At 71.4% G+C, this 12,323-nt stretch carries 11 protein-coding genes; 7 read left to right on the forward strand and 4 right to left on the reverse strand.

What is annotated here, in order from left to right; genetic code table 11:
• The first annotated feature begins 53 nt into the window (after positions 1 to 53).
• The 4 genes from P1K89_RS06355 to ureG are packed head-to-tail and all read left to right on the forward strand — an operon-like array spanning position 54 to position 3,469.
• Positions 54 to 1,469, forward strand: coding sequence for a hypothetical protein (locus tag P1K89_RS06355; RefSeq protein WP_284615539.1), 1,416 nt, complete (start codon positions 54 to 56; stop codon positions 1,467 to 1,469).
• Positions 1,470 to 1,501: 32 nt separating this feature from the next.
• A complete protein-coding gene (ureE, locus tag P1K89_RS06360) occupies positions 1,502 to 2,086 on the forward strand; it encodes an urease accessory protein UreE (protein WP_284615540.1) in 585 nt (194 codons plus the stop codon).
• On the forward strand, positions 2,083 to 2,796 hold the full coding sequence (locus P1K89_RS06365) for an urease accessory protein UreF (RefSeq protein ID WP_284615541.1): 714 nt from the start codon (positions 2,083 to 2,085) through the stop codon (positions 2,794 to 2,796). Before ureE ends, P1K89_RS06365 begins: the two co-directional genes overlap by 4 nt.
• 25 nt (positions 2,797 to 2,821) lie before the next feature.
• The gene (ureG, locus tag P1K89_RS06370) at positions 2,822 to 3,469 is read left to right on the forward strand and encodes an urease accessory protein UreG (RefSeq protein WP_284615542.1); all 648 of its coding nucleotides are present in this window, start codon (positions 2,822 to 2,824) and stop codon (positions 3,467 to 3,469) included.
• A gap of 49 nt (positions 3,470 to 3,518) precedes the next feature.
• Here the strand turns inward: ureG and P1K89_RS06375 are convergent, their stop codons facing one another.
• Positions 3,519 to 3,758: a (2Fe-2S)-binding protein gene (locus P1K89_RS06375; RefSeq protein ID WP_284615543.1), complete on the reverse strand. Its 240-nt coding sequence runs from the start codon at positions 3,756 to 3,758 to the stop codon at positions 3,519 to 3,521.
• A 125-nt stretch (positions 3,759 to 3,883) separates the two neighbouring features.
• On the reverse strand, positions 3,884 to 4,363 hold the full coding sequence (gene bfr, locus P1K89_RS06380) for a bacterioferritin (protein ID WP_284615544.1): 480 nt from the start codon (positions 4,361 to 4,363) through the stop codon (positions 3,884 to 3,886).
• 111 nt (positions 4,364 to 4,474) lie between these two features.
• Between bfr and corA the strand changes: the two genes are divergently transcribed.
• Positions 4,475 to 5,443: a magnesium/cobalt transporter CorA gene (gene corA, locus P1K89_RS06385; RefSeq protein WP_284616321.1), complete on the forward strand. Its 969-nt coding sequence runs from the start codon at positions 4,475 to 4,477 to the stop codon at positions 5,441 to 5,443.
• Between the two features lie 153 nt (positions 5,444 to 5,596).
• Positions 5,597 to 6,622, forward strand: a complete 1,026-nt coding sequence (locus P1K89_RS06390) for an extracellular solute-binding protein (RefSeq protein WP_284615545.1) — start codon at positions 5,597 to 5,599, stop codon at positions 6,620 to 6,622.
• 15 nt (positions 6,623 to 6,637) lie between these two features.
• On the opposite strand, the gene P1K89_RS06395 is transcribed toward P1K89_RS06390, so the two are convergent.
• Complete coding sequence (locus tag P1K89_RS06395; protein WP_284615546.1) at positions 6,638 to 8,314, reverse strand: ABC transporter permease; 1,677 nt, start codon at positions 8,312 to 8,314, stop codon at positions 6,638 to 6,640.
• Between the two features lie 74 nt (positions 8,315 to 8,388).
• On the opposite strand from P1K89_RS06395, the gene P1K89_RS06400 reads away from it, so the two are divergent.
• Positions 8,389 to 9,492: an ABC transporter ATP-binding protein gene (locus P1K89_RS06400; RefSeq protein ID WP_284615547.1), complete on the forward strand. Its 1,104-nt coding sequence runs from the start codon at positions 8,389 to 8,391 to the stop codon at positions 9,490 to 9,492.
• A 4-nt stretch (positions 9,493 to 9,496) separates the two neighbouring features.
• Here P1K89_RS06400 and prsT read toward each other — a convergent pair whose 3' ends face one another.
• Positions 9,497 to 12,298 (reverse strand): XrtA/PEP-CTERM system TPR-repeat protein PrsT, encoded by a 2,802-nt coding sequence (gene prsT, locus P1K89_RS06405; RefSeq protein WP_284615548.1) that lies wholly within the window; start codon positions 12,296 to 12,298, stop codon positions 9,497 to 9,499.
• Positions 12,299 to 12,323 lie beyond the last annotated feature (25 nt).

The following is a 12,323-nucleotide window of genomic DNA, read 5'->3' on the forward strand; positions in this document are numbered from 1 at the left end:
GCCATTCGAGGCCGGATCCGTTCGCGGGCCGAGTGCCGGACCCTGCTGAGCACGTGAGCGCCGACCCGCCGAGCTTCATCGCCGATGTCGCGGCCCAGGTGGTGGCCTGGCACAACCGCCATCCGCTCGCGCGGCGCATCGCCCGCAAGGACGTGCAGAGCGTCGGCATCGTCGCGCTGCCGTTCGCCCGTGAAGCGCAGCCGGCGTGGCACGCGGTGCCGCCCAAGCGCGGGCTGCTGGCGCTGATGTTCCCGAAGCGGGTGAACCTGAAGCCGTGGCCGGTGTTCAGCGAGGATGCGCTGCCGGAGATCGGCCCGAAGAAGCTGTCGGCCTTCGCGCTGCGCCATGGTTTCGTCGAGCGCCCCGGGCCACCCGAGCTGCCCGAACGCGTGCTGCAGACGGACCGCGACCTGGTCGACGCGCCGCGCGGCGACGAGCCGCCCGAGCGGCTGAGCCGCTACCTCGTGACCGCGGCGATCGACATCGGGCCGGCCCGGCCCCGCTTGGTGCTGGGCCACGGCCGGCGCATGCCGGTGCTCGGCCAGAGGTTGTGGAGCGTGCCGCGGCTGGCCGCACTGGGCGGCGGCGCGATGGTGTCGCTGCTGGTCGGCGCCGCGGCGCTGTGGCTGGTCGCGACCCAGCAGCGGGCTGCGGACGTGCCGCCGGCCGCACGCGCGCCGGCGAGTGCGGCATCGACGCCGGCACCGCGTGCGGCGCCGCCCGCAGTGGCCGCCTCCCTGCCGCCACCGGCCCCCCCGGTGGCGGCGGCGTCGGTGCCTCCGGCGCCGCCGGTGGCCAGCGCCGCCGCGCCGGCCTCGGCCGCGGTGGTCGTGCCTGCCCGCCCATCGGCACCGCCGCCGCCCGTGGCCGGGGCATCGCCGGCCGCCGCGCCTTCGCCGGCGGCCTCCGCGTCACCACCGCCGGTCGCTGCCGCCCGGCCGCGGCCGGGGCCGGCACCCTCGCCGGCGGCGTCGGTGGCTTCCCCGGCGGCGTCGGTCACCTCGCCGGCGCCAGCGCCACCCCTGCCGCCCGCGCAGACCCTGCCAACCACGCCGCCCAGCCCACCGCTCGCCGAAGCCCAGCGCGCCTCCGCGCCGCTGGTGCCACGCCTGAAGCCGGACCTCGCCGAGGCCGCGCGCGCCGAGCGCGAGAAGCATCCGAACCTGCCGCAGCTCGGGAGGCCGGCGACACCCCCCGCCGCCGGCTCCGCGACCGCGCCGGGCGCCGTGCACTTCTATGCGCTGGTCACGCGCCCGATCCGCTCGCGCGCCGAGGCTGAAGGCGTGCTGAAGCGCCTGCGCGCCGAGACCAGCCGGATCGCGCACCCGACGGCGATCGAGACCGGCCTGCAGCAGACGCCGGAGGGCTGGCGCGTGACCTGGTGGCCGTTCACCCATCCGCGCCAGGCCGAGAACGCCCGCGCCGCGCTGGCCGCGCGCGGTGTGCCGCTGGAGATGGTCGAGTTCTGACAGCGGCCCTCGCCTGCCGCGACAATCGGCCGATGCTGACGATCAACAAGCTGATTCCCCAGGGCCGCGGCCTCGCGAAGGTGCTGCTGAACCGCGCAGCGACCGTCGCGCTGGACTGGGACGTGCGGCAGAAGAGCCGCTTCGATGCCACCGACTCGACGGGCCGCGCGCTCGGCGTCTTCCTGCCGCGCGGCACGCAGGTGCGCGGCGGCGACGTGCTGGTGGCCGAGGACGGCTCGCTGATCGCCGTGCAGGCGGCGCCGCAGCCGGTGCTGGTCGTGCGCCACTGCAGCGTGCACGGCTCGCCGTTCGACCTGATGCGCGCGGCCTACCACCTGGGCAACCGCCATGTCGCGCTGGAGCTCAAGCCCGACCACCTCAAGCTGGAACCCGACCATGTGCTGGCGACCATGCTGCGCCAGCAGCACCTGATCGTCACCGAGGAGCAGGCCGCCTTCGAGCCCGAAGGAGGCGCCTACGGCACGGGCGGGCACGGCCATGCGCACCACGATCATCACGGCCACGGCCCTGCGCACGGACACGACCATGCGCACGATCACGATCACGATCATGGGCAGGGCCATCACCCTGCCCACGGTCACGACCACGACCATTGACCGCGCCGACCTTTCCTGACCGGCGCGCGCTGCTCGGCCTGCTGCGCCTGGCCTCGCCGGCCTTGCCGGTCGGGGGATTCAGCTATTCCGAGGTGCTGGAAGCGGCGGTCGACGCCGGTCTGGTGGTCGACGAGGCGGGCGCCGCGCGCTGGCTGCTCGACCACCTCGCGCTCGGCCTGCAGCGCGCCGACCTGCCGCTGGTCGCCGCCGCGCACGGGGCCTGGCAGGCCGACGACCGGACCCGCGTCGGTGCGCTGAACGACTGGGCGCTGCAGACCCGCGAGAGCGCCGAACTGCGCCTGCAGACCGAGCAGACCGGCCGCTCGCTGACCGACTGGCTGCGCCAGCGCCATCCGGACGACCCCCGTGTCGGACACCTGCGCGCGCTGCGGCCGGCGCCGGCCTGGCCGATCGCCTTCGCGCTGGCCGCCGACTGCAGCGGGCTCGATGCCGCGGGCACCTTGCTGGGCTATGGCTTCGGCTGGGCCGAGAACATGGTGCAGGCGGCGCTGAAGGCGGTGCCGCTCGGCCAGGCCGCAGGCCAACGCCTGCTCGACGCGCTGGCCGAGGCGCTGCCGGGCGTGATCGACGCGGCGCTGGCGACGGCCGCGGCGCCGGAGGGCGATGCCGCCCGCCAGAGCTTCGCGCCGCGCTGGGCCATCCTGTCGGCCCGGCACGAGGCCCAGTATTCGCGCCTGTTCCGCTCATGAACACCTTCTTCCACCGGACACCACGATGACCCTGCTGCACACGATCCCCGGTCGCACCAAGAAGCTGCCGCCGCTGCGCGTCGGTGTCGGCGGGCCGGTGGGCTCGGGCAAGACGACGCTGGTCGAGATGCTGTGCAAGGCGATGCGCGAGCGCTGGGACCTCGTCGTCATCACCAACGACATCTACACGAAGGAAGACCAGCGCCTGCTGACGGTGGCCGGCGCGCTGGCGCCCGAGCGCATCATGGGCGTGGAGACCGGCGGCTGCCCGCACACCGCGATCCGCGAGGACGCGTCGATCAACCTCGAGGCGGTCGACCGCATGCTGGAACGGTTTCCGCAGGCCGACATCGTGTTCATCGAGTCCGGCGGCGACAACCTCGCCGCGACCTTCAGCCCCGAGCTGAGTGACCTGACGATCTACGTGATCGACGTCGCCGCCGGCGAGAAGATCCCGCGCAAGGGCGGTCCCGGCATCACGAAGAGCGACCTGTTCGTGATCAACAAGACCGACCTCGCGCCGCACGTCGGCGCCGACCTCGCGGTGATGGAAGCCGATACCCGCCGCATGCGGCCGAACCGGCCGCACGTGATGAGCAACCTGCGCACCGGCCAGGGGCTGGCCGAGGTGGTGGCCTTCATCGAGACCAAGGGCCTGCTGAAGGCCGATTGACGGGCGGCGCCCCGGCGCGCCGCCGGGCCGGTCCGTCCCGGACCGACGCTCAGGTCGCGAACGCGGTGGCGATCGAGATCACCTTCTGGCTGGCGTGGCAGGTCTCGGCGCCGCCGCCGTGCAGCGCTGCGCACGCCTCCTGGAACACCTCGTTCGCGCAATCGTGGCAGGCGCCGCAATGGCTGGACACGCCCGTCTCGTCCTGCAGCACGTCGAAGCTGTTGATGCCCTCGCGCACGGCATGCTGGATGTCTCGGTCGGAGATTCGGCGGCAGAGGCAGACGATCATGGCGGCACAACTCAAACGGTGCCGGCAGTCTACACCTTAATACGAATAGTTCTCAATCGTCCCGCGCCTCACGGGGGCTTTCAGCGCGGCGATATGTCACGCGGACCCGGCCTGCGCGGGCGCCCTCAGCTCGACGCATCGCCCATCTGGCTCTGCAGGTAGTTCTGCTCGCCGACCTGGCCGACGAGACCCAGCTGCGTCTCGAGGTGGTCGATGTGCTCCTCGGTGTCCTCGAGGATGTCCTCGAGCAGCTCGCGGCTGACGTAGTCGCGCACGCTTTCGCAATGCGCGATCGCCTCCTTCAGGTGGGCCTGCGAAGCGAGCTCGACCTTCAGGTCGCATTGCATCGTCTCGACCACGCTCTCGCCGATCAGCAGCTTGCCCAGGTCCTGCAGGTTCGGCAGGCCATCGAGCATCAGCACGCGCTCGATCAGCTTGTCGGCGTGCTTCATCTCCTCGATCGACTCGTCGTATTCGTGCTTGGCCATGCGGTTGTAGCCCCAGTTCTTCAGCATGCGCGCATGCAGGAAGTACTGGTTGATGGCCGTGAGCTCCAGCTTCAGCTGGGCATTGAGGTAAGCCAGGACCTTGGCGTCACCTTTCATCGCTTGTTCTCCTCGGGGGTCGACGGCGCGCATTCTCGCGCCGGCAGGTGACGCCCGCCATGCCAAGATCGGCGGCCCGCCGAGCGGGTGCCCACCAGGAGTCTGTTGTCCATGCTCATCAACTGCGTCGCCTACCAGGAAGGGACCAAGCTCGCCGACATCCCCGTCGAGGCGATCAGCGACTATCTGCAGCGGCCGGGATGCTTCGTCTGGGTCGCGCTTCGCGATGCCAGCGAACAGGAGCTGTCGACGATGCAGGACGAGTTCGGCCTGCACGACCTGGCCATCGAGGACGCGCATCACGGCCAGCAGCGCCCGAAGATCGAGGAGTACGGGACGACGCTGTTCACCGTGATGCACATGGTGGAGTTCACGCCGCTGGACGAGCTGCGCATCGGCGAGGTGCACGTCTTCGCCGGCAGCAACTTCGTGTTGTCGGTGCGCAACCGCAGCACCCAGGGTTTCCTCGGCGTGCGCGAGCGCTGCGAGCGCGAGCCGCACCTGCTGCGCCAGGGCACAGGCTTCGTGCTCTACGCGCTGATGGACGCGGTGGTCGACCGCTACTTCCCGATCGTCGAGGCGCTGGAGACCGAGCTCGAGGCGATCGAGGGCCAGATCTTCGAGCGTGGCCAGGCGCGCGCGAACATCGAGCGGCTGTACGAGCTGAAGCACAAGGTCACGACGCTGCGCCACGCCGTCGCGCCGCTGCTGGATGCGTCGAGCAAGCTGCACGGCGGCCGCGTGCCCTCGGTCTGCGTGCATACCGAGGCCTACTTCCGCGACATCTACGACCACCTCCTGCGGGTGCAGACCTCGATCGACGCGATCCGCGAAACGATCACCACCGCGATCCAGGTCAACCTGTCGGTGACGACGATCGAGGAATCCGAGGTCACCAAGCGCCTGGCGGCCTACGCCGGCATCTTCGCGGTGGCCACTTTCTTCGTCGGCATCTGGGGCATGAACTTCGAGAACATGCCGGAGCTGAAGCAGCCCTGGGGCTACCCGGCGGCGCTGGGGGTGATCGGCGCCGTGTGCAGCGTGATGTGGTGGCGCTTCCGCAAGGCGGGCTGGGTGTAGCGACGGTCCGGCCGGAGGATCTGCGGGCGATCGAGCGCCGGCCCCATGCCGGCGCGGGTTGAGGCATCGCAAGTCCGGCGAAGGTGGGCAGCTCTTCTTGCGAATCATTCTTGTTATGATTTTTGCCCCGACATCCGTGCAAGACCAGCCACCATGCATCGCCGCCCGATCCTCGCCCTCGTCCCCGCCCTGCTGGCCGCCGCCGCGGCGCTGCCGGCGCAGGCCCAGGACAAGGTCCTGAACATCTACTCCGCGCGCCACTACCAGACCGACGAGGCGCTGTACGCCAACTTCACGAAGGCCACCGGCATCAGGATCAACCGCCTCGACGGCCGCGAGGACGAACTGGTCGAGCGCATCCGCAACGAAGGCACGGCGAGCCCGGCGGACATCCTGATCACCGTCGATGCCGCGCGGCTCGAAGTGGCCGACAGCCTGGGGCTGTTCCAGCCGGTGAAGTCGCCGGTGCTCGAGTCGCGCGTGCCGGCGACGCTGCGCACGCCGACCTGGTTCGCTTTCTCGACGCGCGCGCGCGTCATCGTCTACAACAAGGTCGCGCTCAAGCGGGAGCAGGTGCAGAGCTACGCCGACCTCGCGGCGCCCGCGCTGAAGGGCCAGGTCTGCGTGCGTTCCGGCTCGCATCCGTACAACCTGTCGCTGGGCGCCGCGATGATCGCGCACGACGGCGAGGCGAAGACCGAGGCCTGGGCCAAGGGCCTGGTCGCCAACTTCGCGCGTGCGCCCAAGGGCGGCGACACCGACCAGATCAAGGCCGTGGCCGCCGGCGAGTGCGGCGTGACGATCTCCAACACCTACTACCTCGTGCGCATGATGCGCTCGACCAAGCCCGAGGATCAGCAGACCGTCAACGCGATCGGCATCGTGTGGCCGAACCAGTCGAGCTGGGGCACGCACGTCAACGTCTCGGGCGCCGGCGTGCTCAAGCACGCGCCGAACCGCGACGCGGCGGTGAAGTTCCTCGAGTACCTGGCCAGCGACGAGGCCCAGGGCTACTTCGCCAACGGCAACAACGAGTGGCCGGTGGTGAAGACCGCCACCGTCGCCAACAAGGAGCTGGCGGCGCTGGGCAGCTTCAAGGCCGACCAGTTGCCGATCGGCGAGCTCGCGAAAACCACCACGCAGGCCCAGAAGGTCTTCGACCGCGCCGGCTGGAAGTAGGCATCAGAGGTGGCCTCAGTGTGCCGAGACCGATTGCCCGCGCGCGATCTGCCGGCACAGGATCATCATCGGCAGCAGCCCGACCGCGACGATCGCCAGCGCCGCGGTCGAGGCCTCGGCGAGGCGCTCGTCGGAGGCCAGCGTGAAGGCCTGCGTGGCGAGGGTGTCGAAGTTGAAGGGCCGCATCACCAGCGTCGCGGGCAGTTCCTTCATCACGTCGATGAACACCAGCAGCGCGGCCGTCAGCACGCTGCCGCGCAGCAGCGGCAGGTGCACCCGGCGCAGGGTCGCGGCGGGCCCGTGGCCGAGGCTGCGTGCCGCGTCGTCCATGTGGGGCGTGATCTTCGAGAGGCCGGCATCGATGGTCTGCACCGCGGCGGTCAGGTAGCGCACGAGGCAGGCGTAGACCAGCGCGGCGATCGTGCCGGTCAGCAGCAGGCCGGCCTCGATGCCGAAGGCGCCGCGCAGCGCCGAGGCGATCAGGTGGTCGAGCCGCGTCACCGGGATCAGCACGCCGACCGCGATCACCGAGCCGGGCAGCGCATACCCCAGTCCGACGATGCGATGCGACCAGCGCATCGCCGGGCCACGGTGGCTGCGCGCGGCATAGGCGATCAGGAGCGCCAGCGCGACGGCCAGCAGCGCCGTCGATCCGGACAGCAGCACGCTGTTGCCGGCCAGCGTGGCGAAGCGCGTGCCGAACTGGGCATCGCCCTCGCGCAGCGCCATGCGCAGCAGCAATCCGGCGGGCAGCAGGAAACCCAGCCCCAGCGGCAGCGCGCAGGCCAGCCAGGCCAGCACCGCCCTGGCGCCGTGCAAGGGCTGCCGCGGCGTGCCGGTGCGGCGCAGCGTCGTCTCGTGGAAGCGCGAACGGCCGCGCGACAGGCGCTCCAGCACCAGCACCGCGACCACGAAGGCCAGCAGCGCCAGCGCCAGCTGCGCCGCGGCGGCGCGGTCGCCGAGCGAGAACCAGGCGCGGTAGATGCCGGTGGTGAAGGTCTGCACCGCGAAGTACGAGACCGTGCCGTAGTCGGCCAGCGTCTCCATCAGCGCCAGCGCCATGCCGCCGGCGATCGCCGGCCGCGCCAGCGGCAGCGATACGCGCACGAAGCCCTGCCACGGCGTCAGCCCCATCGATCGCGCGACCTCGACCAGTCCGCCGGCGCGTTCGAGGAACGCGGTGCGCGCGAGCATGTAGACGTACGGGTACAGCACCAGCGAGAACATCAGCACCGCACCGCCGGTGGAGCGCACGTCGGGGAACCAGTAGTCGGCGCGGCGCCAGCCGAAGGCCTCGCGCAGCGCCGTCTGCACCGGGCCGACGAACTGCAGCAGGTCGGTGTAGGTGTAGGCCATCACGTAGGCCGGCATCGCCAGCGGCAGCACCAGCGCCCATTCGAACTGCGCACGGCCGGGGAAGTCGTGGCGCGTCACCAGCCACGCGGCACCGACGCCGAGCGCCGCGACACCGGTGCCGACGCCGGCACACAGCAGCAGCGTCGTCAGCACGTAGTCGGGCAGCACGGTGGCCGCCAGGTGCGACCAGGTGTCCGCGGTGCCGGCGGCAAACACGTTCAGCCCGACCGATACCAGCGGCGCGGCGACCAGCGCCGCCGCCAGCAGCGCGCACAGCTTCAGCCAGGGCAGCGTGAACGGGAAACGGGGCTGCAGCGCGACGGACGGGGACGGCACCGCGGCAGTGTATCGGCGCGACGTGCGCGCGCCGCGTGCGGCTGCGCCGCAGGAGGCCTTCTATGATGCGAGACATGTCCGCCGCGCCCGCCTGGCTCGTCGTCGACCGGATCAGTGTGGGCTACGGCCGGCGCGCGGTCGTCGAGGCGCTGTCGCTCACCCTGCCCGCCGGCACCATCGGCTGCCTGCTCGGGCCCTCGGGTTGCGGCAAGACCACCGTGCTGCGCGCGATCGCCGGCTTCGAGCCGCTGCTGGCCGGCGGCATCGAGCTCGGCGGCGAGCTGGTCGCTAGCGCGCAATTGCAGCGGCCACCGGAATCGCGGCGCGTCGGCATGGTGTTCCAGGACCATGCGCTGTTCCCGCACCTGACGGTGCTGGACAACGTGCGCTTCGGCCTGCAGCACCATCCGGATGCCGCAGAGCGCGCGCTGCGCATGCTGGAGACGGTGGGCCTGGCGCATGCCGCGCGGCGCTTCCCGCACGAGCTGTCGGGCGGGCAGCAGCAGCGCGTCGCGCTGGCGCGCGCGCTGGCGCCGGAGCCCCGGCTGCTGCTGCTGGACGAGCCCTTCGCCAACCTCGACATCGAGCTGCGCGAACGCCTCGGGCTGGAACTGCGCCAGCTGCTGAAGTCCGCCGGCATCACCGCGCTGATGGTCACGCACGACCAGCACGAGGCTTTCGCGATCGCCGATGACATCGGCGTGATGAGCGAGGGCCGCATCCAGCAGTGGGACTCGGCCTACAACCTCTACCACCGGCCGGCCAACCGCTTCGTCGCCGACTTCGTCGGCCAGGGCGCGTTCCTGCCCGGCGTGGTGGCCGACGAGCAGCGCCTGCAGATGGAGTTCGGGCTGATCCACAGCCCGCAGCCGGTGCGCTGCACCGAGCACGGCGACCTCTGCCCGGCCGGCTGCGCGGTCGACGTGCTGCTGCGCCCGGACGACGTGGTGCACGATGACGCGAGCCCGGTCACCGCGCAGGTGCTGGCCAAGGCCTTCCGCGGCGCCGAGTTCCTCTACACGCTGCGCCTGGACAGCGGCGCCACCGTGCTGTCGCTGGTGCCCTCGCACCACAACCACGCGATCGGCGAGCGCATTGGCATCCGGCTGGAGCTCGACCACGTGGTGGCGTTCCGGCGCGAAGGCGCGCCGGTGGCCGTCGCCGACGTCTGCGCTTGATCGGTCAACCGCCCTCGATCTTCTTGACGAGCTGGGCCACGTCCGCGTGGCCCGGGAAATCCTTGCCCAGCTTCACCAGCGGCTCGAGCTCGGCGCGCGCCTGCTTCTTGTCGCCGGCCTCGAAGTAGATCTTCGCCAGGTTCAGGCGGAAGCCGTGCACCTGCGGCGCCGCCGCGACCACCTGCTTCTGCAGCTCGATCGCGCGCGGGAACTGGCGCTCGGCCGACAGCACCATCGCCAGCGTGTCCATCATCGCCGGCTGGTTAGGCGCCGCGGCGACGGCCCGCTCGGCCAGCTCCAGCGCGCCGGGCTTCTTCTGGCGCATGCGCAGCCAGGCGACGTTGTTGAGCGCGATCGGGTTGTCGGGCTGGGCCTTCAACACTTCCTGGTAGCGCGACTCGGCCAACGGCAGGTCGTTCAGCGCCAGCGCCGCGTCGCCCAGGTAGAGACGGAAGGCGGCGTCGTTGGGATGGTCCTTCAGCCAGCTGTCGGCAAAACGCTGGGCGTCGGGCAGGCGCTGACCACCAAGGTAAGCGGCATGCAGCCGGGTCGCCGCGGTCGCGCCGTCCGGCTTGGCGACCGCATTGCGGAAGGCGGCGATCGCCTGGTCCCAGCGCTTCTGCGACGCCTCGATCTCGCCTTCTGCCAGGTGGCCGACGCTCTCGTCCGGGCGGCGCTTCTGCAGCTGGCGCGCCACCTCGACCGCCTTCTGCGGCTGCTTCTGGCGCAGCATGACCGCGATCAGCATGCGATGGGCAGGCACCGAGTCGGCGTCCTTCTCGATCGCCTTGCGGATCGATCGTTCGGCGCCATCGAAGTCACTCGCGGTGATCAGCGTCGAGGCCAACCCGAGGTGGCCCAGCGACGAGTCGGGACGCAGCGAGACGATCTTCGCGAAGCTGCTCTTCGCCTGCTCGCGATCGCCGGCCGCCAGCTGCGCGCGGCCGAGGCGATCGAGCACCTCGATGTTGTTCGGCAGCGCGGCCGCGGCGGCCTGCGCCGCGGCCAGCGCGCCCTTGGCATCCTGCGCGCGCGTCAGGAAGTCGATCTGCGCCATGCGCGCCTGGACATCGCCCGGGTTCGCACGCACGGCATCGGCGAACAGCTTGCCCACGTCGGCGCTGCCGACGCCGCTGCGCTGCTTCAGCTCGGCCAGCGCCAGCAAGGCCTGCACGTTCTTCGGATCGAGCTTCAGCACCGCCTCGAAGCGCTGCTGCGCCGCCGCCGGCTGCTTGTCCTGCAGGTCGAGCGCGGCCAGGCCGGCCACCGCCGGCAGGTACTTCGCATCGCGCGACAGCGCGAGCTCGAAGGCCTTGCGCGCTGCCGCGAAGTCCTTCTTCATGGCCAGCACGCGGCCGCGCAGCACCGCGGGCACCGGGCTGTCCGCCTGCTTGCGTTCGAGCAGGTCGATGGCCTTCAGCGCGTTGTCGTACTCGCGGCGCTGGATGCGCGCGCTGATCAGCGCCATGTCGACCGCGCGGCCTTCGTCGGCGGCGGCCAGCTTCTGCAGCTCGCTGAACGCGGCGTCGGCATTGCCGCGCCCGAGCTGCGACAGCGCGACAGCGGCATTCAGGCGCTTGTCGTCGGGCTTGATCTGGGCCGCCTTCACGAACATCTGCTCGGCCGCCTTCGCGTCGCCTTCGAGCAGATGCGCCTGCGCGGCCAGTGCGAGCACTTCGGCGGTCGGCTGGCGATCCAGCAACGGCTTCAGCGTCGACAGGGCCTTGGCCGGCTGGCGCGAACGCAGGTAGACCTCGGCCAGCAGGCGCCGCGCATCGACGGCGCCCGGCGCATGCTGCACGGCCCGGGCGAGCAGGGTCTCGGCCTGCGGCAAGGTGCCCTGCTGCATCTCGACCGCACCGGCGAGCTGCAGCACGCGCACGCTGTCCGGCGCCAGACGCAGCAGCACCTGCAGCTGTTCCTGCGCCTTCTTGAAGTCCTTGTTCGCGTACGCGAGCTGGGCCTCCATGTAGCGCGTGTGCGGGTGCGTGGGCCGGATCTTGCGAAGTTCCTCGAGCTGCTTGGCGGCACCGTCGTTGTCACGGTCGGCCAGCAGCAGCGAGAACACCGCGCCGTGGACCTCGACGAGGTCGTTGCGCACCGCCAGCGCCTTGCGGTACATCGCCAGCGCCCCGGCGCGATCACCCTTGCCGTGCAGCAGCAGGTCGGCCTTGAACTGCAGCGCGTCGGTGTTCTCCGGCGCGCGGGCGAGCAGGCGATCGATGGCCGCCATCGCGCCATCCAGGTCGCCGGCCACCGCCTTGAGCTTGGCGTCCATCACCACGGCGGGCGCGTAGTCCGCCGAGATGCCCAGCGCCTTGTCGACCGTCGCGCGCGCCTCGTCGTTGGCACCGAGCGTCGCGTGCGCCCGCGCCAGCACCACCTGCAGCTCGATGTCGGCCAGCGGGTCCTTCAGGTCGGTCTGGCCGTACTCGTCGATCACCTTGCGCGGCTGGCCCATCGCCAGCAGCGCCCGCGCCCGCGCGGGGGCGACCGCGGACTCCGGATGGCGGTAGTCGAGGGCGCGCCGGAACTCGATCTCGGCGCTGACCGGGTCACCGCTCTCGATCAGCGCCTGGCCCAGCAGGAAGCGTGCTTCGGCCGACTGCGGGTTCTTCTCCAGCAGGTTCTTCAGCTGGATGGTCGCCGCCTTCGCGTCGCGCTTGTCCAAGTAGGCCTTGGCGGAGCTCATCAGCTCCGCTTCGCTCTTGCCGCCGCAGCCCGCGGCGAGCACCGCCGCCAGCGCCAGCGCCGCCCAGCCGGCGCGCCGCAGGCCGCGCGAGGCGGCCCGTCGTTGCTCTCTCATCCCGTTCCTCCTGCTGCCGCTGCCG

This window comes from Aquabacterium humicola, from assembly GCF_030167915.1.
In the GTDB taxonomy this organism is placed as follows: domain Bacteria; phylum Pseudomonadota; class Gammaproteobacteria; order Burkholderiales; family Burkholderiaceae_C; genus Pseudaquabacterium; species Pseudaquabacterium humicola.

Coding starts and splice junctions, on each gene's coding strand:
- ureE (WP_284615540.1), top strand. CDS start 1,502: ATGCTGACGATCAACAAGCTGATTCCCCAGGGCCGCGGCCTCGCGAAG.
- ureG (WP_284615542.1), top strand. CDS start 2,822: ATGACCCTGCTGCACACGATCCCCGGTCGCACCAAGAAGCTGCCGCCG.
- P1K89_RS06375 (WP_284615543.1), bottom strand. CDS start 3,758: ATGATCGTCTGCCTCTGCCGCCGAATCTCCGACCGAGACATCCAGCAT.
- bfr (WP_284615544.1), bottom strand. CDS start 4,363: ATGAAAGGTGACGCCAAGGTCCTGGCTTACCTCAATGCCCAGCTGAAG.
- corA (WP_284616321.1), top strand. CDS start 4,475: ATGCTCATCAACTGCGTCGCCTACCAGGAAGGGACCAAGCTCGCCGAC.
- P1K89_RS06390 (WP_284615545.1), top strand. CDS start 5,597: ATGCATCGCCGCCCGATCCTCGCCCTCGTCCCCGCCCTGCTGGCCGCC.
- P1K89_RS06400 (WP_284615547.1), top strand. CDS start 8,389: ATGTCCGCCGCGCCCGCCTGGCTCGTCGTCGACCGGATCAGTGTGGGC.
- prsT (WP_284615548.1), bottom strand. CDS start 12,298: ATGAGAGAGCAACGACGGGCCGCCTCGCGCGGCCTGCGGCGCGCCGGC.